The following is a 24,250-nucleotide window of genomic DNA, read 5'->3' as shown; positions in this document are numbered from 1 at the left end:
CCGGGGCCGCGCAGCGGAGCCCGGGATCCAGACCCGCCGACCCGCCAAGTCCCGGCACCGAAAGCGGTTCTGGATTGCCCGCCTCCGGCGTGCCCCGGCGGGTCCGGGCTCGCCAGGGGCGACCCGGAATGACGGCGCGGCTGCCCTGGATTGCTTCGCTCCGCTCACAAGGTCGATTGAGGCGAAGCCGTCTCGGCCCTAGCCCGGGACGCTTACCCCCGGCAGCGCCTTGGACCGGTTCGGCTGGGCCGCGAGCTTGCGCAGGGATGCGACATTGGCGGCCGCCTCCTCGGGGCTCATGTCGCGGCGCAGGAGCGCCTCGGCATCGGCGAAGCGGCCCTTGAGACCCAGCACCATGGCGAGATTCGCCCGCACCCGCGCATCGGCGCCGGGCTGATCGGCAGCGAGCCGCAGGGTCTGCTCGGCCTGGTCGAGGTTGCGCGACAGCGCGTAGGACAGGCCGAGATTGGACAGGAGCGAAGGCTCGTTCGGTCGGATCTTGAGGGCGGCCTCGTAGAAGCTCTGTGCACGGGCCTGCTCGCCGAGCTGCGCGGAGGCCGAGCCCTGCGCCGACAGGATGCGCCAGTCGGGCGCGGCCGGCGAATGGGCGTTGGCGAGCACGTCGATCGCCTCCCGGAAGCGGCCGGCCTCGACCAGCGACTTGCCGTAGGCGCCGAGGAGCGCCGTGTCGCGCGGGTTGCGCAGGGCCGCCTGCTGCAGGACCGCCGAGGCTTGGCTGATCTGGTCGTTCGCCCGCAGGGCGCGGGCATAGGCGATCGCCGCGCGGGCATCGCCGGGATTGGCGTTGAAGCGCTCGGCCAGGGACGCCGTCTCCTGACGCGCGGCCGGCGGCCGTCCGCCCAGCTCGCCGATCGAGCCTGTGGTCTCGGGGGAGCGGGTGTTGCAGCCGGCGAGCCCGAGGGCGACGAACATCGCCATGAGCGTTACGCGGCGTCCGGCGGATGCCGCAGGTCCCGGGACCCGGATCAGGGCCGTCATCATCGTGCGCTCCGCCGCCAGCTCAGCCGAGGACTCTGGCGCGTGCTTCACGCCCCCGGCCGGCCGGTGATAGAGCATTAACCCTAATCACCGGTTAAGCCGCCGGTCTCGGCGGCGCATGAGAGGCACATGACCCAGGCCGATACCCAGGCATCGACGCCCGCCCTGCTGCCCGGCGACACGCCGGCCGTGCCGGTCACCTTGGTGACCACGGCGACCTGGGTGGAGGCCGAGGCTGCCCTGGCGCCGCTCCAGCGCAGCTTCGCGCACGCCGTCGGGTTCAAGCCGAAGGCGGGCAGCCTCGCCCTGCTGCCCGGCCCGGATGGCACCCTCGCCCGAGTGCTGTTCGGCCTCGGTGATCCCGAGGCGGGAGCCTACGACCGGCTGCTCGCCGGCAAGCTGCCCGGCCTGCTGCCCGAGGGCACCTTCCGCCTGGAGAATGCGCCCGAACCCGCCGAGGCCGCCCTCGCCTGGCTGATGGGAAGCTACCGGTTCGGCCGCTATCGCTCCGCGGGCGGAACCAAGGCGCGCCTCGCGGCGCCGGCCGGCATTGATGCCGCCGAGGTGGAGCGGATCGCCGCCGCGATGGCGCTGGGCCGCGATCTCGTCAACACGCCGGCCAACGATCTCGGGCCCGACGCGATCGAGGCCGCCGCGCGGGCGCTCGCCGCGCGCCACGGTGCCGCCGTCAGCGTCACGCAGGGCGATGCCCTGGAACGGGAGTTTCCGCTGATCCAGGCGGTCGGCGCCGCCTCGCCGCGGGCGCCGCGTCTGATCGACCTGACCTGGGGACCGGCTGAGGCGCCGCGCGTGACCCTGGTCGGCAAGGGCGTCGCCTTCGATACCGGTGGTCTCGACATCAAGCCGTCCGCCGCGATGCTGCTGATGAAGAAGGACATGGGCGGCGCCGCCGCGGCGCTGGCCGCCGCCGACATGGTGATGGGCGCCGGCCTGAACCTGCGCCTGCGCGTGCTGATCCCCGCTGTGGAGAACGCGGTGTCCGGGAACGCCTTCCGCCCGGGCGACGTGCTGCCGAGCCGGGCCGGCCTCAGCGTCGAGATCGGCAACACCGACGCGGAGGGCCGGCTGATCCTCGCCGACGCGCTGACCCTGGCGGACGCGGAGGGCCCGGAGCTGATCCTCGACTTCTCGACGCTCACGGGTGCGGCGCGCGTGGCGCTCGGGCCGGACCTCCCGGCCTTCTTCACCGAGGACGAGGCTCTGGCCGGCGCCGTGGCGGAGGCCGGGCTGCGGGCGATCGACCCGGTCTGGCGCATGCCGCTGCACGCGCCCTACGCGAGCCTGCTCGACTCCAAGGTGGCCGATCTCAACAACGTCTCGGGCGGCCCGTTCGCGGGTGCCATCACCGCCGCCCTGTTCCTGCGCCGCTTCGCGCCGAAGACCAAGGCCCACGGCCATTTCGACCTCTACGGCTGGAACCCGTCCACGAAGCCCGGTCGCCCGGAGGGCGGCGAGGTCCAGACCGCGCGGCTGACCTACGCACTTCTGAAGGCGCGCTACGGCGGCTGATCCGTCCTCGGCGCCAAGGGCGGAGGCAACGGTCGAGCCGTATCAGCGCCCGTGCGCAAACCGGATCACCCTCGTCGTTCCGGGGCGCCGAAGGCGAGCCCGGAACCCAGAGACTCCGTCGCCCATGATCGGGCGCCTCGGCGGCTCTGGATCCCGGGCTCCGCTGCGCGGCCCCGGGATGACGGGCTGTGATGGCGCGCTTTGGGTCCTTTCGGGCATCGAATTATCGGATTGCCGCGCGCGATGACGGCGCGGCTCAAGCGAGCCCCGCCTGCCGCAGCAGCATCCCGGCCCCGGCGCACAGCGCCAGGGTCTGCAGCGTGCCGAGCCCGAAGCGGAACACCGCCAGGATGGCGGCGAGCGTCAGCGCCAGAGCGGCTGGGTCGAGGCTCGTCGGCACCGGCAGGTCGAGGCGCAGCGGCCCGAGCGGAACCGTCTCCACCTGGGTGAACAGCGTCCGCAATCCGAACCACACTGCGAGATTGAGGATCACCCCCGCCACCGCGGCGGTGATCGCCGAGAGCGCGCCCGCCAGCCGGCGGCTGCCGCGCAGGCGCCCGATCAGCGGCGCGCCGGCGAAGATCCACAGGAAGCACGGCACGAAGGTGACCCAGGTGGTGAGGAGCCCCGCGAGCGTCCCGGAGACGAGCGGCGGCAGGGTGCCGGGCGCCCGGAAGCCCGCCAGGAAGCCCACGAACTGGAGCACCATGATCAGCGGGCCGGGGGTGGTCTCGGCGAGCCCGAGCCCGTCGAGCATCTCGCCGGGCTGCAGCCAGCCATAATGCTCCACCGCCTGCTGGGCCACGTAGGCCAGGGCCGCGTAGGCGCCCCCGAAGGTGACGAGCGCCATCTTGGAGAAGAACAGGGCCGTCTGGCCGAAGACCGGCGGCACGCCGGGCAAAACGAGCAGCGCCGCCACCGGCAGGAGCCAGATCGCCAGCCAGAGGGCGGCCACGCGCAGCGAGGCCGCGGCGCCGACGCGCTCCCGCGGCAGCGCCGCCTCGCCGATGATCACGTCCGCCTCGTCCGCGGGCGCCGCATCGGTCTCGGGGGCCGGGCGCCGGCCGCGGGCGAGGCCCAGCAGGCCGGCCGCGATGACCACCAGCGGGAACGGCACGGCCAGCGCGAAGATCGCCACGAAGGCCGCGAGGGCGATGAGCCGGTCCGTTCGGTCGCGCAGGGCGCGGCCGCCGAGCCGCCAGAGGGCGTGCAGCACGATCGCCAGCACCGCCGCCTTCAGCCCGAAGAACAGGCCGGCGACGACATCGACATGGCCGTACAGCACGTAGAGCCAGCTCAGCGCCATCAGGGCGAGGAGCCCCGGCAGGACGAACAGCCCGCCCGCCACGAGGCCGCCCGCGGGCCCGTGCATCAGCCAGCCGATATAGGTCGCGAGCTGCTGCGCCTCCGGCCCGGGCAGGAGCGTGCAGAAGCCGAGCCCGTGCAGGAAGCGGCGCTCCGAGATCCAGCGCCGCTCCTCCACCAGGATGCGGTGCATCACGGCGATCTGCCCGGCCGGGCCGCCAAACGACAGGGCCGCCACCCGCAGCCAGACCGGGACGGCCTCGGCGAGGGTCGGCAGGCGTTTCAGGCCGTGAGCGGCAGCCCCGTCTCGATCAGGCGCGCCCACAGGGAAGCCCCGTACGGCGCGGCCGCGTCGTTGAAGTCGTAATGCGGGTGGTGGAGTGAGGCACTGTCGCCGTTGCCGATGAACATGTAGGCGCCGGGGCGGCGCTCGAGCATGTAGGAGAAGTCCTCGGCGGTCATCATCGGCGCCACCGCGCGGTCGACGTTCTCCCCACCGACCACAGCCTCGGCGACGTCGGCCATGAAAACCGTCTCGGCCGGATGGTTCTCGGTGACCGGGTAGCTGCCGCCGAACTCGGTGACGCCGGTCGCGCCGAAACCCGCGGCGATCTCGGCCACCAGAGTCTCGATCCGCGTCCGGACCTGCGTCCGCACCGCCTGGGACAGAGTGCGCACGGTGCCCCGCAGGGTCACGGTCTGCGGCAGCACGTTGAAGGCCTCGCCGGCTTCGAGGGTACAGACCGAGACCACCGCGGACTGCACCGGGTCGAGGTTGCGCGACACGATGCTCTGCAGGGCGATGATCACGTGGCTCGACACCAGCACGCTGTCGACGGCGTTCTGCGGCAGGGCCGCGTGGCCACCCCGGCCCTCGATGGTGATGGTGAAGCGGTCGGTGGAGGCCATGATCGGCCCTGGCCGAACCGCGAAGGTGCCGACCTTCATGCCGGGGATGTTGTGCATCCCGTAGACCGACTCGACGCCGAACCGCTCCATCAGCCCGTCCTCGACCATGGCCTCGCCGCCGCCGCCGCCCTCCTCGGCAGGCTGGAAGATCAGCACGGCGGCGCCGTCGAACTCGCGGGTCTCGGCGAGGTACTTGGCGGCCCCGAGGAGCATGGTCGTGTGCCCGTCATGGCCGCAGGCGTGCATCATGCCCGGGACGGTGGAGCGGTAGGGCAGATCCCGCACCTCCTGGATGGGCAGGGCGTCCATGTCGGCGCGCAGGCCGATGGCGCGGTTGGAGCCGCGGCCCCTGCCGCGGATCACGCCCACTACACCGGTGCGGCCGATGCCGGTCACCACCTCGTCGCAGCCGAAGGTCCGGAGTTTCTCGGCGACGAATCCGGCCGTCCGCTCCACGTCGTAGAGCAGCTCGGGATGGGCGTGCAGGTCGTGGCGCCACGCCTGCATCGTGTCGGCGAAGTCGCGGATCCGTTCGAGGACGGGCATTGGGTTGGGGCTCTCGTGGCCTTGGGGTTTCGGCCTCCAGCAAAGCCGGGGCCAGAGCCGGCGTCAACGGCCGCGCTCGGCGAGGCTGCGGCGCGTCCTGTGCTGGGGTTAGGAACGGTTGCGGTGAGGGAAAGCCGATGTTTGTCGGCAATCGATGCGCCGACCGCGCGTCGCTTCGATTTCGCCTCCCGTTCCTCAGAACAAGATCGAGGAGGGACAAGGCTCTGCCTTTATGAACAGGCGTTCTCGACCTTTGAGAAGATGGTCGTTTCGAGCGCGATGTGACTGTCCACGGCCTTCGGCTGCGCACACCGTTCGACGGCATGGAAGACCGCGTGGATCTCCTCGGCCGTTTTTTCGTCGGCCCGGACGAGACGCCCGGTCCAGGCCGTGATTTCCTGTGGCGACGACGTGCTGGTCACGAAGCCGATGATGTCGCCCTCGGCCGTGCCGACGAGGATGCGGCTTCGACTCGTCTGCGCAAAGCCGGGATTGGCGGCGGTGTAGGTCCCGGAGACGGCCTCGCCCATCTGGAGGAGGCGAAGTTCCGCGCCTGCTTGGCTCCGCCAGACACCATCGAACATCGTTGCCCAAGCCCGCCGACCGAGCGGCCGTTCGCACGGCCAATCACAAGCGATATAGCAGATTTGATATAACGGAAGCGCGGGCTCGGCAATGCTCGGGCGCGGTTCGTGTCTGGTGAGGCCCTGGGTGCGGCTTCGCTACCAGAGGGCTTCGTGCGGATGGAACCGCACGATGTCGCCCGGCACGACCTCGATCCGGTCCTCCTCCAGCTCCACGAGGCCGTCGGTATCAGTGAGCGATGACAGCATGCCCGCGCCGTCGCGCTGGAACTTCCGGGCTTCCCAGGTGCCGTCGGCGTCCTGAGCGAGGCTGGCCCTGACGAACTCCCTGCGGCCCGCGCGCTTCCGATAGGAGAAGGCCGCCCTGACGGTGAATCCGCGCGGCGGCGCGTAAGCCTCGCCGGCGAGCCGGGCGAGAAGCGGCCGCACGACGAACACCAGGGTGACGTAGACAGCCACCGGGTTGCCCGGCAGGCCCAGGAACGGCTTGCCGTCGATCATGCCCATCGCGACCGGCCGTCCCGGCTTGATCCCCAGCCTCCAGAACACGAGGCGCCCGACGGTCTCGACGGCGGTCTTCACGTGATCCTCGTCGCCGGTCGACACGCCGCCCGAAGTCAGGATCACGTCATGCTCGGCGGCTGCCGCCGAGAGCCTCGCCGCGAGTGCCGCCGGGTCGTCACGGATGACGCCGAGGTCACGCGCCGCGACGCCCATCCGCCGGAGAAGAGCAAGCAGCAGGATGCGGTTCGAGTCGTAGATCGCGCCCGGCCTCAAGGGCGCCCCCGGCTCGACGAGCTCGTTGCCCGTCGAGAACACGCCGACCCGCAGGGTGCGGCGGACCTTCAACGTGCGCAGGCCGACCGCGGTCGCCAGAGCCAGGTCCTGCGGCCGGAGACGCCGGCCGGCCGGGACGATCGACGAGCCCTTCGCCGCGTCCTCGCCGGCGTCGCGGCTGTTGGCGCCGCGCTTCAGCCCGAGCGGCAAGGACACCCGGCCGTCGGGCAGGACGTGGACGTCCTCCTGCATGAAGACGGTATCGGCCTCGGCCGGCATCGGGGCCCCGGTGAAGATCCGGGTAGCCGAGCCCGCCGCCGACACGCCCTCGGACGACGCGCCGGCCGCGACGACCGCCCCGACCGGCAGCACCGTCGCATCGGAGGCGCGCAGGTCCGCGAAACGGACCGCGTAGCCGTCGACGGCCGAGTTGGGGAACGGCGGGACGTCGATGGGCGCGACGCAATCCTCGGCCAGGATGCGTCCGTCCGCCTCCAAAACGGGAACGTCCTCGGTGCCGACGACCGCGACGAGCCGCTCGCCGAACAGCGCGTGCGCATCCTCGATGGTCATCAGAGGACCGCCGAACGCGAAGCAGTCGTCGCTGAGCTGGGCCATCCGGCTAGAGCCTCCCGAGGACGTCTTCGAACGAAACGGCCACGTCGAGCATCAGCCCCGTCACCGCCTCCGCGTCGTTCAAATCTACGACGGGAATGCCCGAGGTCGGAAATGCGACGTCGCTCGCGATGCCCACGATGGTGGTGTCCAGAGGATGGATGGGCGGGCGGCCGTTGCCAGCGCGATGAACCTCGATCTTGGGGATCGGCTCCCGCTTGTACCCTTCCACGATGATGAGGTCGCAGGGGCTGATCCGCTGCAGGAGCTGACCCAGGGTCGCCTCCTCCTCATCCCGCAGCTCGTGGACCTGGGCCCACCGGCGACCCGACGACACGAGAACCTCGCTCGCTCCCGCCCTGCGGTGCTCGTACGAGTCCTTCCCGGGCAAGTCCGTGTCGAAGTCGTGGTGAGCGTGCTTGATGGTCGCCACCTTCACCCCGCGGGCGACGAGCACGGGGATGGCCCGAACCAGCAGGTTGGTCTTGCCAGCCCCGCTCCACCCGGCAAGTCCGATTAAGCGCATGCCGGACACCACTGACCGCCTCCCTCGTGACGTTTCCACTGCCCCGCTCGACGGCTCAGGGCAAGCATCAGTCACGCCGCCGGGACGCGTGACTGCGGCCCCGCGCAAATTGAAACGCCTTCAAAAACGATATAACACCTGCGCTATAACGGCTGCCATTTGGTATGCCACGAGCGAACGCCACGCCAACGGACCCGAACGGGCACGCCATGCACGACTTCAACCTTCCCTCGATCGCGCAGGCATGACCATGGGCCAAGCATCCCCTGCGGCGGACTGGGCCGACATCGTGACGGGCGCCTACTGCGCCGACGCGAAACCGCCGCTCACGCAGGAGCTCGCCGGCCAAGTCCGCGACGTGCTCGCGAAAGCGGTCGCTTCCCCGGCCGGAGACGCCCCGAATTCCCTGATGGACCGCCTGAACGACGCCCTCGACGCATTCGAGACCGAGCTCCGGTCCGTCGTCGGGCCCAGGGTCACGTCCCTGGACGAGGCGACGGGAGCCGTCGCGATGAAACACCGGTCCGAGGCCGGCCAGCCGCTCCGGGCCTTCGGCGGCCAGTAGACCCGACCGAACCGCAGGACGCCGCGACCACCCGCCCCAGCAGTTGAGAACCAGATACCGCAATGAGTGAGGCACCGGGGACAGTCAGGACCTTCTCGCATCCCGGCCGGGGGCGGAACAAGGCGCGCAGCGTGCCCAAGGGGCGCCGAGGTCGAGCCGCGGGCGAAGGTCGAGATCGAGGAGCTTCTCGGCTCCCGCTCGCGCCAGCGCGACCTGCTCATCGAGCACCTCCACCTGATCCAGGACACCTACGGCCAGATCAGCGCCGAGCACTTGGCGGCGCTGGCCGACGAGATGGCCCTGGCCTTCGCCGAGGTGTTCGAGACCGCGACCTTCTACGCGCATTTCGACGTCGTGAAGGAGGGTGACGCCTCCATCCCGAGGCTGACCGTCCGAGTCTGCGACAGCATCACCTGCGCGATGTTCGGCGCCGACGAATTGTTGGAGACGCTCCAGCGGGAACTCGCCTCCGACGCCGTCCGCGTCGTGCGCGCACCCTGCGTCGGCCTGTGCGACCACGCGCCCGCCGTCGAGGTCGGGCACAACTTCCTGCACAAGGCCGACCTCGCGTCCGTGAGGGCCGCGATCGAGGCCGGCGACACGCACGCCCACGTCCCGGACTACGTCGACTACGATGCCTATCGAGCCGCCGGCGGCTACGCGACCCTCGAACGGCTCCGCAGCGGCGACCTTCCGGTCGACGACATCCTGAAGGTGCTCGACGACGGCGGCCTGCGCGGCCTCGGCGGCGCCGGCTTCCCGACGGGGCGCAAGTGGCGCTCGGTGCGTGGCGAGCCCGGCCCCCGGCTGATGGCGGTCAACGGGGACGAGGGCGAGCCCGGCACCTTCAAGGACCAGCTCTACCTCAACACCGACCCGCACCGCTTCCTCGAAGGCATGCTGATCGGCGCCCACGTCGCCGAGGCGCCGGAGGTCTATATCTACCTGCGCGACGAGTACCCCATCTCCCGCGAGATCCTGACGCGCGAGATCGCGAAGCTTCCCGAGGGCGGCCCGCGTATCCACCTGCGCCGCGGCGCCGGCGCCTACATCTGCGGCGAGGAATCCTCGCTGATCGAGTCCCTCGAGGGCAAGCGCGGGCTGCCGCGGCACAAGCCGCCGTTCCCGTTCCAGGTCGGCCTGTTCAACCGTCCGACGCTGATCAACAACATCGAGACGCTGTTCTGGGTCCGCGACCTGATCGAGCGGGGCGGCGATTGGTGGAAGAGCCACGGCCGCAACGACCGCGTCGGCCTGCGCTCCTACTCGGTCTCGGGGCGGGTGAAGGAACCGGGGGTTAAGCTCGCCCCGGCCGGCCTCACCATCCAAGAACTCATCGACGAGTATTGCGGCGGCATGGCGGACGGCCACACCTTCGCGGCCTATCTGCCGGGCGGCGCGTCGGGCGGCATCCTGCCGGCGTCGATGAACGACATCCCGCTCGATTTCGGGACGCTGGAGAAGTACGGCTGCTTCATCGGGTCCGCCGCCGTCGTGATCCTGTCGGACCGGGACGATGTGCGCGGCGCCGCGTTGAACCTGATGCGGTTCTTCGAGGACGAGAGCTGCGGGCAATGCACCCCCTGCCGTTCGGGGACCCAGAAGGCCCGCATCCTGATGGAGCAGGGCGTCTGGGATACCGAGCTCCTGGGCGAGCTGTCCCAGTGCATGCGGGACGCCTCGATCTGCGGCCTGGGCCAAGCCGCCTCGAACCCGCTCAGCAGCGTCATCAAGTATTTCCCCGACCTGTTCCCCGCCCCGCGCGCCGCGGCTGCCGAGTGAGGCACCCGATGGCGCTGGCGAACCCTACCCCGATGTCCGAGCCAGGAGCGGCCGCATGAGCAACGCCCCCGAACAGCACGGCAACAAGACCGAGAAGTCCGAGATCCGGGCCGACGGGCTGCAGGATGCAGGCGGCCCCGCGTCGGGCCCGAAGCCGGAGGCCGGCGGCTCCTACTCGGAAGGCGCGAAGGCGGGCGGCCAGGCGGCACCGGAGCCGTCGGGACTGCACAATCTGAAGGAGCGGCCGACCGCACCCCCGACCATCGCTTTCGAGCTCGACGGACAGCAGGTCGAGGCCGGCCCCGGCGAGACGATCTGGGCCGTCGCCAAGCGCCTCGGCACCCACATCCCGCACCTCTGCCACAAGCCCGAGCCCGGCTACCGTCCGGACGGCAATTGCCGCGCCTGCATGGTCGAGATCGAGGGCGAGCGCGTGCTGGCCGCCTCGTGCAAGCGCACGCCGGCCGTGGGCATGAAGGTCAAGACCGCGACCGAGCGCGCCACCAAGGCGCGCGCTATGGTGCTCGAACTGCTCGTGGCCGACCAGCCCGAGCGCGAGACCTCGCACGACCCGACATCGCACTTCTGGGTGCAGGCCGACTTCCTCGACGTATCCGAGAGCCGCTTTCCCGCGGCCGAGCGCTGGACCGGCGACTTCAGCCACCCGGCCATGAGCGTCAATCTCGACGCCTGCATCCAGTGCAATCTCTGCGTCCGCGCCTGCCGCGAGGTCCAGGTCAACGACGTCATCGGCATGGCCTACCGCTCGGCGGGCACCAAGGTCGTGTTCGACTTCGACGACCCGATGGGCGGCTCGACCTGCGTGGCCTGCGGCGAGTGCGTCCAGGCCTGTCCGACCGGCGCGCTGATGCCGTCCGCCTACCTCGACGCCGAGCACAAGACCCGGACGGTCTATCCCGACCGCGAGGTGACCTCGCTGTGCCCCTATTGCGGCGTCGGTTGCCAGGTCTCCTACAAGGTGAAGGACGAGAAGATCGTCTACGCCGAGGGCGTGAACGGCCCGGCCAACCACAACCGGCTCTGTGTGAAGGGGCGCTTCGGCTTCGACTACGTCCACCACCCCCACCGCCTGACGGCGCCGCTGATCCGCCTGGACAACGTCCCGAAGGACGCCAACGACCAGGTCGACCCGGCCAACCCGTGGACGCACTTCCGCGAGGCGACCTGGGAGGAGGCGCTCGACCGCGCCGCCGGCGGCCTCAAGACGGTCCGCGACACGCATGGCCGCAAGGCGCTCGCCGGCTTCGGCTCCGCGAAGGGGTCGAACGAGGAGGCCTACCTCTTCCAGAAGCTGGTGCGGCTCGGGTTCGGCTCGAACAACGTCGACCACTGCACCCGGCTGTGCCACGCCTCGTCGGTGGCCGCCCTCATGGAGGGGCTGAACTCGGGCGCCGTGTCGGCGCCGTTCTCGGCGGCGCTCGACGCCGAGGTCATCATCGTGATCGGCGCCAACCCGACCGTGAACCACCCGGTCGCGGCGACCTTCCTCAAGAACGCCGTGAAGCAGCGCGGCGCCAAGCTGATCGTCATGGACCCGCGCCGGCAGGTTCTGTCGCGGCACGCCTACAAGCACCTCGCGTTCAAGCCCGGCTCGGACGTGGCGATGCTCAACGCGATGCTCAACGTGATCATCGAGGAGCGGCTCTACGACGAGCAGTACATCGCCGGCTACACCGAGAACTTCGAGGCGCTGAAGGAGAAGATCGCCGAGTTCACGCCTGAGAAGATGGCCTCGGTCTGCGGCATCGACGCGGAGACGCTGCGGGAGGTCGCCCGGCTCTACGCCCGCGCCAAGTCCTCGATCATCTTCTGGGGCATGGGCATCAGCCAGCACGTCCACGGCACGGACAACTCGCGCTGCCTGATCGCGCTCGCCCTCGTCACGGGGCAGATCGGGCGTCCGGGCACCGGCCTGCATCCGCTGCGCGGCCAGAACAACGTCCAGGGCGCGTCCGACGCCGGCCTGATCCCGATGGTCTACCCGGATTACCAGTCGGTCGAGAAGGCCGCGGTGCGGGAGATGTTCGAGGAGTTCTGGGGTCAGAAGCTCGACCCGCAGAGGGGTCTCACCGTCGCCGAGATCATGCGCGCGATCCACGCCGGCGAGATCAAGGGCATGTTCGCCGAGGGCGAGAACCCGGCGATGTCCGACCCCGACCTGAACCACGCCCGGCACGCGTTGGCGATGCTCGACCACCTCGTCGTGCAGGACCTGTTCCTGACGGAGACCGCCTTCCACGCCGACGTGGTGCTGCCGGCCTCCGCCTTCGCCGAGAAGGCCGGCACCTTCACCAACACCGACCGTCGCGTGCAGATCTCGCAGCCGGTGGTGTCCCCGCCGGGCGACGCGCGGCAGGATTGGTGGATCATCCAGGAACTGGGGAAGCGCCTCGGCCTGCCCTGGAACTACGGCGGCCCGGCCGACATCTTCCGCGAGATGGCCATGGTGATGCCGTCGTTCAACAACATCACGTGGGAGCGCCTGGAGCGCGAGGGCGCCGTGACCTACCCGGTCGACGCGCCGGACAAGCCCGGCAACGAGATCATCTTCTACGCCGGCTTTCCCACGGAGAGCGGGCGCGCGAAGATCGTCCCGGCTGCCGTGGTGCCGCCGGACGAGCTGCCGGACGAGGACTACCCGATGGTCCTGTCGACCGGCCGCGTGCTCGAACACTGGCACACCGGGTCGATGACCCGGCGCGCCGGCGTCCTCGACGCGCTGGAGCCCGAGGCGGTCGCCTTCATGGCCCCGAAGGAGCTCTACCGGCTCGGGCTGGAGCCCGGCGATACGATGAAGCTGGAGACGCGCCGCGGCGCCGTCCACCTGAAGGTGCGCTCCGACCGCGACGTGCCGGTCGGCATGATCTTCATGCCGTTCTGCTACGCCGAGGCCGCGGCCAACCTGCTGACGAACCCGGCGCTCGACCCGATGGGCAAGATCCCCGAGTTCAAGTTCTGCGCGGCCCGGGCCTCCGCCGTCCACGCGACGCCCATGGCCGCCGAGTAGGCGGCGAGACCTCCGGCGGCGCGCCCAGGCATGCCGCCGGACTTGGACGGCGGATCACAGGAGGCTTCGGCGGGCTGCGCCGGGAGCAGCAGGGCTGCCGGCCCCGAGCCGCGGGCTGATACCGTTTCCGGTTGATCGGTCGGTGCCGTCTTTGCGAGCGCAGCGAAGCAGTCCAGTCGGCGCCGCGCTGACAGATGTCGCGCAGCCCTGGGTCGCTTCGCTGCGCTCGCGATGACGCAGCGGGCTGCACAGACCGAAGCATTCAACCGGACACCGTATGACGGGCCGACGCCTAACCTCGAGAGACTGCGCCCGACGGAGGCGCGCCTCCGCGCGCCATCCTCGATCCTAGGAGTCGGGTTTCATGAGCGAAGCGAGAAGGTCGAGTTCGCCCGCCACGGCAGCTGAAGCGAGCCGCTCCATGCGCAGGTAACTGTCGAGGATGGTGTCGCCCGTGCTCGTCAGGACCGCCCCGCCGCCGCGGCGTCCCCCTTGCTCGCGAAGACGAGCGGCTCCTGGAAAGCCTTGTTCAACGTATCGATGAGGTACCAGGCTCGCTTGTAGCTCATGCCCATCCGGCGCCCTGCGGCGGCGATGGAGCCCGTGTCGCGGATGCCGCTCAGAAGGGCGGCCTTGCCCGGTCCCAGCAAGGTGTCCGAGCCGAGCTCGATCCGCAAACTGATGCTCGTGTCCTCGCCCAATGCCCACCGCCGCTTCGCTGGAGGCCCCTGCGCCTCGCAGGCGTCCCTACGCGAAACGGCCTCGCCGATCATCCCGGCGAGCGACAGGATCGTCCGTTTCGTTCCACCGAGGTGGGTCCACCTCATCGCGGGTCGGGGGCACGCCACCCGCGCAGGCCGGCAAGCCCTGCAAGCGTCACGCGGCTTCTGCGGCGGGCGAGAAGCCCAGATCGCGCAGCGCGGCGGCCGTCCCGGGCTCGCCGAGCAGACTCAGGAAGGCCGCGAGCGCCGGCATCCCCTGGGCGTCCTCGCGATATGCCAGGTCGTAAGCCTCTTCCGTCAGTGGACGGAAGCCCAGCCCGTAGGCATCCGCGACGCTTGCTATGGCCACGCCCCAGTCCGCCCTGCCCTGCGCGACCGCCGCGGCGACGGCGTTATGCGAGCGCGGCTGGTTCCAGAACCCCGCCGGCCGGGCACCGTTCAGCAGCCGGTCGACGAGCAGGCGCGTGCCCGATCCGGCGTTGCGGTTGACCATCACGGCGTCGGGGTCGGCGAGCGCGGAGGCGACCGCGTCCGCGGCGTCCCGACCTTCGAACCTGACGTCGCCGCGGCGAAACACGACGCCCTGGAGGCGGCGCCAGCCGGGCACGAGGGACATCCCCTCGGCGAGGAACGGGGCATTGTATCGGCCCGTCTCGGGATCGAAGAGGTGCATGGCGGCGACATCGCATTCGCCGCGTCGCAAGGCGGCAAGGCCGCCGGCCGACCCGACCCAGATGGTGCGGGCGCGGTAGCCGCGCTCGGCGAGCAGGCCGACCACCCGGTCCAGACCGATGCAATGGCTGCCGACGATCGTCAGGTCGGGCGCCCGAACGCCGGCGCCCAGGCGGACCACGGCGACGCCCTCTCCGGCTTCGATGCCTGCGCGCGCGGCTGGAACCGCGAAGAACCCGTCCGCCTGCGAGAAGGCGGTGACCGAACCCGAGCCCTTCGGCAGCGGCAGGGCCATCGTCCCCTCGGGACCGAGGGCGAGCGAGGTCATCACGAACTCGGTGCGACCAAGCTCGGAGGGTACCCGCTGGGACACGCGCGCCTCGATCGTCTCGTCCTCCCGCGGCGGCAGCCCGGCAAGCGCCCGCACGAACGGAACGACGAAGTCGTGGAAGGTGAACATCGCGGAGGTGGGGAATCCCGGCAGGACGATGATGGGCCTTCCCTGAGCCACCGCCACGCAGAGCGGCTTCCCGGGCTTCAGGGCCACGCCGTGGAACAGGATTCCCGGCTCGCCGAGGCGGGACAGCACACGGTGCGAGACGTCGCCGGCGCCTTTGGACGTGCCTCCCGAGAGCACGACGAGGTCGCTGTCCTGGAGGGCGGACCGAAGGGCGGCCTCGAGGACGGCAGCATCGTCGCGCACGATCCCGAGCCGAACCGGCTCCCCGCCGTTCTCGGTCACCGCGGCCGCGATGATCGCGCCGTTCGAGTCGTAGATCGCGCCTTCGGGAAGGGGCTCGCCCGGTGCGACCAGCTCGTCTCCCGTGGACAGGACCGCGACGCGCGGGCGTCTGGTGACGTCGACGGCCGCCAGGCCGCACGCCGCCAGCATACCGATTTCGCGGGCAGTGATCCGCGTCCCCTTTCGCAGCACCGTCTCGCCGCGGGCCATGTCGGCCCCGGCATATCCCACGAACTGCGCGGGCCGAACCGCGGTCAAGACATCGACGGCAAGGCTCCGGGCGTCGAATTCCGAGTGCTCGACCATCACCACCGCGTCGGCACCACGAGGGATCATGCCGCCGGTTGAGATCGGCGTCGCCGTTCCCGGCCGGACTACGGTTGTCGGCGCGACGCCGCAGGCGAGGATCTCGCGGTTCAGCGTGAGACGCCGTGGGCTCGCCGGCCCGGCTCCTTCGGTGTCGGCCGCGCGCAGGGCGAACCCGTCGACCAGGGAACGGTCGAAGGGCGGAACGTCCATCGGGGAGGCCACGTCGCGGGCGAGCACGCGCCCGAGCGCGTCTTCCAAGGGCACCGTCTCGGAAGGCAGGCGCGTGTGCGGGACCGCCGCCCGGAACGTTGCGAGCGCATCGTCCCGGCTCATCACCCTGAGAAACTGCTCCTGGCTTGAGGCCGCGGCGAGACGCTCGGCGAAATCCGCCGCCTCGTTACGGTCTGCATCGGCGTTCACAGGGCCCAAACCTCTGCCTCCTCGCCGGCCCGGAAGCCTTCGCTTTCCGGCTCGACCACGATGATGCCGTCCGCCTGCACCAACCGACGAAGCGGAAGGCCGGCTCCGCCAAGTGGCTCGACGCCATCCGGCCCGCTTCGGACGAAGACGATTTCGGACAGACCGATCGACGAGACAATCTTCCGTACGAGGACGTGCCGCCGCGGCAAGCGGTCCTGCGCGCCGGCGAGCCGCGCGATGAGAGGACGGCCGAGGGCCAGGAACGCGGCGAGTGCCGCCTCGGGACGCCCGGGCACCAGAAGAACCGGCCTGCCGGCTGCGGAGCCGACGGCGGTGGTTTCCCCGGGCCGCATTGCGATGCCGTGCGCGCGGACTTCCCCGGCGATGGCAAGGGCCGCAGCGCTCTGGTCCGAGCGACCGAAACCGCTCCCCCCAACCACCAGCACCGCGTCTGCCGTGCCGCCGCGGATGGCCTCGACGATGTCCCGGACTCCCTGGGCGCGAACGGCCTCGGTTGTCCCACCTGCCCGCGCGATCAGACGCCTCAGCAGGGGCGACACGGTATCGAGGCTGGACGCCCCCGCGGTGACGACGCGCAAGAGTGGCTGACGGACGTCCAACGCCTTGAGGCCGGTTGCCTCCAAGACGAGCAGGTGAAGCGGCTCGATCCGTGTGCCCGCCTCGATCAGCCTGTCGCTGCCAGCGACGTCATCGCCCGCTCCACACACACCTTCCCGCGGGGCGATGTCCGCGACGACCATGCCGTCTACAAATCCCTCCGGGGGCAAGACGGCATCGGTGCCGGACGGCAGCGGCTGTCCGGCCTCGACCCATGGCGGCGGCCGCCCCAGGAAGATCGGCGCGTAGGCCGACGCACCGCCCACCGAAGCGGCATCGACCGCGAAGCCATCTCGCATCGCCGTCAGGCCCACGGGCACGTCGGAGCCCGCGACGACCGCTCCTGCGGATATGCGTCCGAGCGCCGCTGCGAGCGCAACCGTCACGGGGGCGACGGGAGCAGCTTCGCCGCTGAGCAGGTTCGCCGCCTCCCGAAGCGGGATCAGCGCCGAGGACGCATTTCGGATCATCGTGGCGGCGATGCGCCATCCGGGTTCGAGGATCAAGGGGCGGCGCAGCGGTCGACCCGGCGTGCGCCGCGTTCGAGTACCGAAAGAAGCAGCGTCGGCGAGAACACGTGCGGCTCTGCCTGGAATGCGGCACCGACGATGCTCCCGTGGCGAGCATGTTCCCCCGCGAAGGGTTACTGCTCGCATCCCTGACGGACAGCGATGGCCTCGCCGAACGTCCCGACGCCACGACAACGGTCGCCTCGGGCGATATGCTCACTGACTATCCGCACGCGCTTCCCTGGTAGGCATGACAGGTCCATTCCGCCGAACCTGCGTCTCAAGGTCGGACTCATCGGCTGATCGCGCCATCCGCCCCGTCCCCTTCCTGAGGACGGGCCCGGGCGCATGATGCAGACGCTTCAGGAAATCCTGTCCCGCCTGTGCAGTCTGGATCGCGACGTGCTGGCGATCGCGTGGCTGTCGCTGCGTGTCAGCCTCACCGCCGTCGGCATCGGTCTCGTGCTCGGCATACCCCTGGGTGCGTGCGTGGCTGTCGCCCGCTTTCCCGGGCGCGGCGCTGTGGTCGGCCTGCTGAACGCGTTCATGGGGCTGCCGCCGGTGCTCGTCGGCCTCGCGCTCTACCTCGTCCTCTCCCGCTCCGGTCCGCTCGGACCGCTCGGCCTGCTGTTCACCCCCGGCGCGATGATCGCCGCACAGGCGACGCTCGCGACCCCGCTCGTCGCCGCCCTGACGCAGCAGGTCGTCGCCGACGCCCGGGTGCATCTCGGGGAGCAGCTGCGCTCCCTCGGGCTCTCCGCCCCGCGTCAGGCCGGGGCGATGATCTACGACGTGCGCTTCTCCCTCGTGACCGCGGCGCTCGCCGCGTTCGGCCGGGCAATCTCGGAGATCGGGGCGGTCCTCGTCGTCGGCGGGAACATCGACGGGTATACCCGCACGATGACGACGGCGATCTCGCTGGAGACCCAGAAGGGCGATCTCAGCCTCGCCCTGGCGCTCGGCCTCGTGCTGATCGGCCTCGTTCTGGTGGTGAACGTCGCCGTGGCCCTGCTCCGCCGGCACGCCGCACGGGTGTATGGATGAGCGCGACGCCTGCCATCCGCCTCGAAGACGTAGCTCTGTCCCTCGACGGGCGAACGGTGCTCGACCATCTCTGCCTGGAGGTCGCCTCGGGCAGCGTCACGGCCATCATCGGCCCAAACGGAGCGGGCAAGAGCGTCACCCTCAGGGTCATCGACGGGCTCCTGCGACCCGACAGCGGAACGGTCCGGGTCGGCCTGCACCGGCGGGCCTTCGTGTTTCAGCGGCCCGCGCTGATCCGCGCAAGCGCGGCCGCGAACGTCGCGCTGGCTCTCGGAGGCCTCCCCCGTCCTGCGCGCGCCGTGCGGGTGCAGGAGGCGCTCGCCCGCGTCCGCCTCGCCGAGCGTGCACGCGATGCCGCGACGCGGTTCTCCGGCGGCGAGCAGCAGCGGCTGGCGCTGGCCCGCGCCTGGGCGGTCGAACCGGACCTGCTCCTCCTCGACGAGCCGACCGCGAACCTCGACCCGGCTTCGACCGAGATCGCCGAGGGACTGGTGTCCGCGATGGCGCGGGCGGGCACCACGGTGGTGCTCGTCTCACACAATCTCGGGCAGGTGGCGCGCCTCGCCGACACGGCGATCGTGCTGGCCTCCGGCCGCGCCGTCGAGCATGGTCCATCCCGCCAGATCCTGTTCTCGCCCCGCACCTCCGAGGCGCGGGCCTACCTCGCTGGGGAATTGCCGTGGACCCCTTCCGTCGTCGCCTCCTGACCCTGGGATTGGCCGCGCTCCTGAGCGCGGCTGGCCTCCTGCCGTCGGCTCACGCCGAACCGACCTCGATCGTCGTCGCCTCGGCGACCTCGACCGAGCAGTCCGGCCTGTTCAAGCACATCCTCCCGCTCTTCCGGGAGACGTCCGGGATCGACGTGAAGGTCGTCGCTCTGGGCACGGGCCAGGCGCTCGACGCCGCGCGCCGCGGCGATGCCGACGTGGTGCTGGTCCACGACCGTCCGGCCGAGGACAAGTTCCTCGCCGAGGGCTTCGCGAAGACGCGGTACGACGTGATGTACAACGACTTCGTGCTGATCGGCCCGGCCTCCGATCCGGCCGGCGTGCGCGGCCTGGGCGTGCGCGAGGCCTTCGCCAAGCTCGCGGCCAGCAAGGCGGCGTTCGTGTCGCGCGGTGACCGCTCGGGCACCCACAGCGCCGAGCTGCGCAGCTGGAAGGAGGCGGGCGTCGATCTCGCGGCCGTGCGCGGTCCTTGGTACCGGGATGTCGGCCAGGGCATGGGCCCCGCGCTCAACGCGGCCTCAGCGCTCGGCGCCTACATCCTCGCCGACCGAGGGACCTGGCTCGCGTTCAAGAACCGCGCCGACTTGGTCATCCTGGTTCAGGGGGATCCGAGCCTGTTCAACCCCTACGGCGTGATGCTGGTGAACCCCGACAAGCACCCCGGCGTGAAGGCGAAGGAGGGGCAGGCCTTCATCGACTGGCTTGTCTCACCGGCGGGGCAGCAGGCGATCGCGGGCTACAAGGTCGGCGGCGAACAGCTGTTCTTCCCGAGCGCCGGCGCGCCTGTGACGCGCTGACCCGGTATCCGCGCGTTGGAGGGCCGGACTGGCATCGACGCGCGGCCCCGCGGGCTGACACGCGGCGACCAGGTATGTTGTGCGCGTTCCAAGGTTCGTCGTCGAAGACACCAACTCAGCAGCGCACGGCCCGATAGGCGCTTTGGCATCGCGCTCGTGGGCCGCGACAGCACCGCCGCGATGTCAGCGTCCCAGGGATCACCAGGGGACGCATTCCGGTTCCGCAACGTTCTTCTCAAGGCGCAGCGCGCGCATGTCCGCGCCAGCTCAATCGTCGACATGGCTGGGCGGCTGGGAGAACGCCTATGCCCACGACGATCAGACGCGTTGAACTCGCGCAAGCCGCTCTCGACGCTTACCTCCACGTCGAAGGCGCTGACCGGCGCTGGACCGGTGGTGTGCCCGCCTGCGAGATCGTAGACTTGATCACCGACCTGCTGCTTCTTCCGAGAACCAGAGGGTATGATCCCTGCTCAGTCCTCAGCAAGGCGCGGCATTACGTGGAAGCTGAGACTGGCGTGCGCTGCTGAATGCGCTCCGCTGCCTCCGGCCGCTCAGCGGACTGAAGGTGTCGGCTGTTCTCCGACGGGGCAGACCTGATTACTGCCTAGCCCTTATCACGCGAGACTCTGAGCCAAGCGGCGTCACCTGCGTTGCTATCCGTCGCTTCAAATCTCGGATAAACTCGGTCCAGACGCCAAGATCTGAGACGCAGGATGGGTAGCAATACCAGCTCGCCTGTGTGGAGACCCGGCCAGGGAGAGATGGCCGAGTGCATTCGTGCTCATGACTGGGCGGCAACACCGCTCGGATCGATCGAGCACTGGTCGCCGCGCCTCAAGCTCGCTGTCGAGATGGTGCTGGCCAACCCGCTGGTGGCCAGTCTTGTCTGCGGGCCCGATCACATCCTGATCTACAACGATGCCGCCGCCGCGCTCTACGGTGCGCACCATCCCGCAGCTCTCGGCCAGCCTCTGCCAAAAGCCTTTCCGGCCGGTTGGGTTACGGTTGAAACCCTCTACCGGCGGGCGTTCGCGGGCGAGGTCGTGCAAGTCCACGGTCAGCCGCTCGACACGCGCGGCGACGGCAATCCGCAAGCCGACGCGTTCGACGCCATTCTCACGCCCGTGCGCGAGGAGGCGGGACATGTGGCTTACGTCCACATGGTGGGCACCGAGATCGGCAGGCGCACGCGCGCCGAGACGGCTCTGCGTGCGAGTGACGAGCAACTCGCCGCGATCTTCGGCAACGCAGCTGTCGGGTTGTCGGAACTCGCGCAGGATGGCCGCTTCCTGCGGGCCAACAATGAACTCTGCCGAATCCTGGGGCGCACCCGTGACGAGGTTCTGCGCCTGACGGTCATGGATGTCACGTACCCGGACGATGTCCCACCGAGCCTGAAGGCCGTCTCCGAGGCACTCCGGACCGATCAGCCCGCTTCCCTCGACAAGCGCTACATGCGCCCGGACAGCACGTTCGTGTGGGCCAACAGCCGCGTACAGCCGCTGCACCATGGACCAGATCAGCCGAGCACGCTGTTGGCGGTCACAGCCGACCTCACAGACCGGCACGGCGCCGAAGAGCGTCTCCGGGAAAGCGAAGAGCGGTTCCGGGCCCTGGCGAGCCTTGTGCCCGTCATCCTGTGGCGCTCGGACGCAAGCGGCACGAACTTCTCGGAGAACCGGTCCTTCCTCGACTACACCGGCCAGCTGACAGGTGAGGTGGACGATTTCGGTTGGCTTGAGCCGATTCACGCCCACGACCGAAAGGCCGCCCGTGAACTCTTCCGAAGCGGGATCGAGAGCCGGCAGCCGATCAGCATGCAGCTCCGCCTGCACGGCCGAGACGGGCAGTACCGCTGGTTTCTGGCGCGACAGGTGCCGATCTTCGACGCGCAGGGCCAGGTGACGGAATGGTTTGGCGCGGCCATGGACATTCACGAGCTGCGCGAGTTGCAGGAGCGTCAGGCCGTGATGGTCGGTGAGCTGCAGCACCGCACCCGCAACCTGATCACGGTGGTGCGCGCCATCGCGCAGAAGACCATGGCGCAGACCGGCCCGACGGAGACGTTTTGCGAGCAGTTCAACGACCGGCTCTCAGCCCTGGCCCGCGTGCAGGGGCTGCTCTCGCGCTCGGACCAGGAGCCCATCACGCTCAGGGGGCTGATCCGCACGGAACTCGACGCCTTCGGGGTGTCTGCGATGCAGAACCGCGTGGCGCTGGAGGGGCCACGCGTGGTTCTGCGCAAGGCCAGCGTGCAGACACTGGCTCTGGCCCTGCATGAACTGGCCACCAACGCGCATAAATACGGGGCTCTGGCCAGCGCGCAGGGCGAGCTATGGGTCAGTTGGGACACCTATACCGCCAAGGCCGGGGAGCAGCGGCTCTCCTTGCTGTGGCTCGAGGAGGGGATCCGGAAGCCTGAGGGGCAGAGCGCGGTCCAGCGCGGCTACGGGCGCGAGCTGATCGAGAAGGCGCTGCCCTACGCGCTCAAGGCGCACACGAGCTACGAACTGGGTGAGGACGAGCTACGCTGCTCGATCGACCTGCCGCTTGCTGACACGCACGAGCGGACTGTCCGCTGAGGCGCGCTTCAACCGGCAAATGCGGCTACCGGACAGCATCTGACCTGAACGGCTGTCCAGTCCCCCGATCAGCCCCAAGGCGCCCTCAGGCCCGGATGAGAGCGCGGAAGTCGACCTAACGGTGGACGAACGCCAAGGCCGGGAGAAGCAGGCAGGTCTGCAACCCACCACCATCAATCCTCGACCTTCGTCTCGGGCCGGTCACCGCCCCGGGCGGTCTCGTCGTGCCACCGGTACTTCTCATCTTCGTAGCTGATCACGGTGTCATCGTCCGGTGCACGCTGCTCCGCTGCCGCACGTTCCGCGGCCGCATGCGCATCCTTCCGAGTTGGGAACGTCTCGGAGAACACATCGCCGACTTTATACGCCCAACCTCCATCGTGCTCGACCACTTGGTACGTGACGCTTGCCATGGCGGAACCTCGCGCTTGCACGAGGCAACGCGGCACTCCGCTCTTCAGTTCTAGCGGGATGCAACCGCAAGCGGACGCGGGCCGCTCGTCCAAGCGCCTGTCTGAACCGGTCTATAGACAGGCGCTTTGGGAAAGCTGCCGGAGGTCAGGTGCGTTGCCCCGCGGCCGGATTGGCCGGTCCCGGGTCGCGCGCTAGGTTCGAGGACCGCGCCCCTTTGGCAGCCGTGGAGCGCACGACATGGGTATGGCCAACCTCCCGCCACTTTCCTTCGAGGCGCTTCCACACGGGATCCGCGCGCGCTTCGTCGACGGCGTGAACGGGCTGCGCATGCACGTGCTGGAGGCCGGCCACGGTGAGCCCGGCCGCCCCCTTATCTTTCTGGTGCATGGCTTCCCAGAGATCGCCTTTTCCTGGCGCAAGATCATGCCGGCCCTGGCTGCGGCCGGCTACCACGTCGTAGCCCCCGACCTGCGCGGCTATGGCCGCACGTCGAACGGCTCGGTCGGCTACGACGATGACCTCGCGCCCTACCGCCTCCACAATCACCTTCTCGATCTGCTGTGTCTGGCGAGCGCGCTTGGCCGGCACCGAGCCGCCGCCATCATCGGGCATGATTTTGGGTCCTGGATCGCCGGCTACTGCGCGCTGGCCCGCCCCGATGTGTTCGGAGCAGTCGTGCTGATGAGCGCCCCGTTTGCCGGTGCCCCCACGTTCGACGCGCTGGGGCGAAGTCTGCATGCCCCCGCCGACGACCCGATCCACGCCGCGCTCGCGGCCCTGCCGCGCCCGCGCGAGCACTACCACCTCTACTATGCGTCACGATCGGCCGCGCCCGACATGGACGGCAGCCCGCAGGGCCTGACGGCCTTCCTGCGCGCCTATTTCCACCACAAGAGTGCGGACTGGCCGGACAACCGCCCGCACGCGCTCGCGCGTTGGACCGCCGAGACGCTGGCGGAGCTGCCGACCTACTACATCATGGATCTCGGCCGGAGCATGCCGGCGACGGTCGCCCCCGAGATGCCCGCCGACGCGGGTGGCAACTGCGCGTGGCTGACCGATCGGGAACTTGCAGTCTACGTCGACGAGTACGCGCGGACCGGTTTCCAGGGGGCGCTCCAGGGCTACCGCTGCCGAATGGATGGGAGCCTTGCCCGCGACCTCGCGCGGTTCGCCGGTCAGCGGATCGAGGTCCCCGCGCTGTTCGTGGCCGGGCGGAGTGACTGGGGTCCGTTCCAAGCCCCCGGCGCGCTGGAGCGCATGCAGGAGGAAGCGTGCGCGCGCATGCTCGGCTGCCACTTCGTCGAGGGGGCCGGCCACTGGGTGCAGCAGGAGCAACCCGAGGCCGTGATCGAGTTGGTCCTCGACGCCCTTGCGCACGCCGCGGCGTGATCCACCGCTCCGCGGTGCCCTACGTCCGCCCCTTGGCCTGAGACGTCATCGCGAAGGATCACGAAGGCCGGAGGCGGCCGGTGCGCGCCGGTTCCGGAAGCCGCCGGCGCACCGCGATGTGAGGTGCTGAAG

18 protein-coding genes and 1 pseudogene are annotated in these 24,250 nt (G+C 70.1%); 9 read left to right on the top strand and 10 right to left on the bottom strand.

Annotated elements, in window-relative coordinates:
• Positions 1-198: 198 nt before the first annotated feature.
• Positions 199-1,002, bottom strand: a complete 804-nt coding sequence (locus M6G65_RS29555; protein ID WP_238194800.1) for a tetratricopeptide repeat protein — start codon at positions 1,000-1,002, stop codon at positions 199-201.
• A gap of 126 nt (positions 1,003-1,128) precedes the next feature.
• Here M6G65_RS29555 and M6G65_RS29550 point away from each other — a divergent pair, with 126 nt between their 5' ends.
• On the top strand, positions 1,129-2,529 hold the full coding sequence (locus M6G65_RS29550) for a leucyl aminopeptidase family protein (protein WP_238194799.1): 1,401 nt from the start codon (positions 1,129-1,131) through the stop codon (positions 2,527-2,529).
• Between the two features lie 256 nt (positions 2,530-2,785).
• Here the strand turns inward: M6G65_RS29550 and chrA are convergent, their stop codons facing one another.
• The 5 genes from chrA to mobB all read right to left on the bottom strand — a co-directional run bounded on the left by chrA (position 2,786) and on the right by mobB (position 7,800).
• Positions 2,786-4,159: a chromate efflux transporter gene (gene chrA, locus M6G65_RS29545; RefSeq protein WP_238194798.1), complete on the bottom strand. Its 1,374-nt coding sequence runs from the start codon at positions 4,157-4,159 to the stop codon at positions 2,786-2,788.
• Entirely contained in the window at positions 4,117-5,289 is a 1,173-nt protein-coding gene (locus tag M6G65_RS29540) for a M20 aminoacylase family protein (RefSeq protein ID WP_238194797.1), read from the bottom strand. Before M6G65_RS29540 ends, chrA begins: the two co-directional genes overlap by 43 nt.
• Positions 5,290-5,519: 230 nt before the next feature.
• Positions 5,520-5,819: an avidin/streptavidin family protein gene (locus M6G65_RS29535; RefSeq protein WP_238194796.1), complete on the bottom strand. Its 300-nt coding sequence runs from the start codon at positions 5,817-5,819 to the stop codon at positions 5,520-5,522.
• Between the two features lie 192 nt (positions 5,820-6,011).
• Entirely contained in the window at positions 6,012-7,268 is a 1,257-nt protein-coding gene (locus M6G65_RS29530; RefSeq protein WP_238194795.1) for a molybdopterin molybdotransferase MoeA, read from the bottom strand.
• A gap of 4 nt (positions 7,269-7,272) precedes the next feature.
• Positions 7,273-7,800, bottom strand: a complete 528-nt coding sequence (mobB, locus tag M6G65_RS29525) for a molybdopterin-guanine dinucleotide biosynthesis protein B (RefSeq protein ID WP_250104312.1) — start codon at positions 7,798-7,800, stop codon at positions 7,273-7,275.
• Between the two features lie 241 nt (positions 7,801-8,041).
• Between mobB and M6G65_RS29520 the strand changes: the two genes are divergently transcribed.
• The 3 genes and pseudogenes from M6G65_RS29520 to fdhF all read left to right on the top strand — a co-directional run bounded on the left by M6G65_RS29520 (position 8,042) and on the right by fdhF (position 13,166).
• On the top strand, positions 8,042-8,356 hold the full coding sequence (locus M6G65_RS29520) for a hypothetical protein (RefSeq protein ID WP_238194947.1): 315 nt from the start codon (positions 8,042-8,044) through the stop codon (positions 8,354-8,356).
• A gap of 62 nt (positions 8,357-8,418) precedes the next feature.
• Positions 8,419-10,138: pseudogene (locus M6G65_RS29515) on the top strand (NAD(P)H-dependent oxidoreductase subunit E).
• A gap of 55 nt (positions 10,139-10,193) precedes the next feature.
• Positions 10,194-13,166 (top strand): formate dehydrogenase subunit alpha, encoded by a 2,973-nt coding sequence (gene fdhF, locus M6G65_RS29510; RefSeq protein WP_250103217.1) that lies wholly within the window; start codon positions 10,194-10,196, stop codon positions 13,164-13,166.
• Positions 13,167-13,627: 461 nt separating this feature from the next.
• On the opposite strand, the gene M6G65_RS29505 is transcribed toward fdhF, so the two are convergent.
• The 3 genes from M6G65_RS29505 to M6G65_RS29495 form a co-directional block, all read right to left on the bottom strand.
• Positions 13,628-13,867, bottom strand: coding sequence for a winged helix-turn-helix domain-containing protein (locus M6G65_RS29505; RefSeq protein WP_379010493.1), 240 nt, complete (start codon positions 13,865-13,867; stop codon positions 13,628-13,630).
• A 175-nt stretch (positions 13,868-14,042) separates the two neighbouring features.
• Positions 14,043-16,031 (bottom strand): molybdopterin biosynthesis protein, encoded by a 1,989-nt coding sequence (locus M6G65_RS29500; protein WP_238194791.1) that lies wholly within the window; start codon positions 16,029-16,031, stop codon positions 14,043-14,045.
• Positions 16,028-17,119: a molybdopterin-binding protein gene (locus M6G65_RS29495; RefSeq protein ID WP_238194946.1), complete on the bottom strand. Its 1,092-nt coding sequence runs from the start codon at positions 17,117-17,119 to the stop codon at positions 16,028-16,030. The genes M6G65_RS29500 and M6G65_RS29495 overlap by 4 nt, the downstream gene beginning before the upstream one ends.
• A gap of 387 nt (positions 17,120-17,506) precedes the next feature.
• Here M6G65_RS29495 and M6G65_RS29490 point away from each other — a divergent pair, with 387 nt between their 5' ends.
• The 4 genes from M6G65_RS29490 (at position 17,507) to M6G65_RS29475 (ending at position 22,312) form a co-directional block, all read left to right on the top strand.
• Positions 17,507-18,202 (top strand): ABC transporter permease, encoded by a 696-nt coding sequence (locus M6G65_RS29490; protein ID WP_238194790.1) that lies wholly within the window; start codon positions 17,507-17,509, stop codon positions 18,200-18,202.
• Positions 18,199-18,909: an ATP-binding cassette domain-containing protein gene (locus M6G65_RS29485; RefSeq protein WP_250103216.1), complete on the top strand. Its 711-nt coding sequence runs from the start codon at positions 18,199-18,201 to the stop codon at positions 18,907-18,909. The genes M6G65_RS29490 and M6G65_RS29485 overlap by 4 nt, the downstream gene beginning before the upstream one ends.
• On the top strand, positions 18,882-19,727 hold the full coding sequence (locus tag M6G65_RS29480) for an ABC transporter substrate-binding protein (protein WP_250103215.1): 846 nt from the start codon (positions 18,882-18,884) through the stop codon (positions 19,725-19,727). The genes M6G65_RS29485 and M6G65_RS29480 overlap by 28 nt, the downstream gene beginning before the upstream one ends.
• Before the next feature lie 764 nt (positions 19,728-20,491).
• Positions 20,492-22,312 (top strand): PAS domain S-box protein, encoded by a 1,821-nt coding sequence (locus tag M6G65_RS29475; RefSeq protein ID WP_238194787.1) that lies wholly within the window; start codon positions 20,492-20,494, stop codon positions 22,310-22,312.
• A 173-nt stretch (positions 22,313-22,485) separates the two neighbouring features.
• Here M6G65_RS29475 and M6G65_RS29470 read toward each other — a convergent pair whose 3' ends face one another.
• Complete coding sequence (locus M6G65_RS29470; protein WP_238194786.1) at positions 22,486-22,725, bottom strand: DUF2188 domain-containing protein; 240 nt, start codon at positions 22,723-22,725, stop codon at positions 22,486-22,488.
• A gap of 244 nt (positions 22,726-22,969) precedes the next feature.
• Here M6G65_RS29470 and M6G65_RS29465 point away from each other — a divergent pair, with 244 nt between their 5' ends.
• Positions 22,970-24,118, top strand: a complete 1,149-nt coding sequence (locus tag M6G65_RS29465; RefSeq protein WP_283214830.1) for an alpha/beta hydrolase — start codon at positions 22,970-22,972, stop codon at positions 24,116-24,118.
• Positions 24,119-24,250: the final 132 nt, after the last annotated feature.

This window comes from Methylobacterium tardum (genome assembly GCF_023546765.1).
Lineage (GTDB): Bacteria > Pseudomonadota > Alphaproteobacteria > Rhizobiales > Beijerinckiaceae > Methylobacterium > Methylobacterium tardum.
Note: the sequence above shows the minus strand (reverse complement) of the source record. Positions and strands in the feature narration are given on the sequence as shown.

What these genes read in the sequence shown, in the direction of transcription:
- M6G65_RS29555 (WP_238194800.1), bottom strand. Translation starts at nt 1,002, where the DNA reads ATGATGACGGCCCTGATCCGGGTCCCGGGACCTGCGGCATCCGCCGGA.
- M6G65_RS29550 (WP_238194799.1), top strand. Translation starts at nt 1,129, where the DNA reads ATGACCCAGGCCGATACCCAGGCATCGACGCCCGCCCTGCTGCCCGGC.
- M6G65_RS29540 (WP_238194797.1), bottom strand. Translation starts at nt 5,289, where the DNA reads ATGCCCGTCCTCGAACGGATCCGCGACTTCGCCGACACGATGCAGGCG.
- M6G65_RS29535 (WP_238194796.1), bottom strand. Translation starts at nt 5,819, where the DNA reads ATGGGCGAGGCCGTCTCCGGGACCTACACCGCCGCCAATCCCGGCTTT.
- M6G65_RS29530 (WP_238194795.1), bottom strand. Translation starts at nt 7,268, where the DNA reads ATGGCCCAGCTCAGCGACGACTGCTTCGCGTTCGGCGGTCCTCTGATG.
- M6G65_RS29520 (WP_238194947.1), top strand. Translation starts at nt 8,042, where the DNA reads ATGGGCCAAGCATCCCCTGCGGCGGACTGGGCCGACATCGTGACGGGC.
- fdhF (WP_250103217.1), top strand. Translation starts at nt 10,194, where the DNA reads ATGAGCAACGCCCCCGAACAGCACGGCAACAAGACCGAGAAGTCCGAG.
- M6G65_RS29495 (WP_238194946.1), bottom strand. Translation starts at nt 17,119, where the DNA reads ATGATCCGAAATGCGTCCTCGGCGCTGATCCCGCTTCGGGAGGCGGCG.
- M6G65_RS29490 (WP_238194790.1), top strand. Translation starts at nt 17,507, where the DNA reads ATGATGCAGACGCTTCAGGAAATCCTGTCCCGCCTGTGCAGTCTGGAT.
- M6G65_RS29485 (WP_250103216.1), top strand. Translation starts at nt 18,199, where the DNA reads ATGAGCGCGACGCCTGCCATCCGCCTCGAAGACGTAGCTCTGTCCCTC.
- M6G65_RS29475 (WP_238194787.1), top strand. Translation starts at nt 20,492, where the DNA reads ATGGCCGAGTGCATTCGTGCTCATGACTGGGCGGCAACACCGCTCGGA.
- M6G65_RS29470 (WP_238194786.1), bottom strand. Translation starts at nt 22,725, where the DNA reads ATGGCAAGCGTCACGTACCAAGTGGTCGAGCACGATGGAGGTTGGGCG.
- M6G65_RS29465 (WP_283214830.1), top strand. Translation starts at nt 22,970, where the DNA reads ATGGCCAACCTCCCGCCACTTTCCTTCGAGGCGCTTCCACACGGGATC.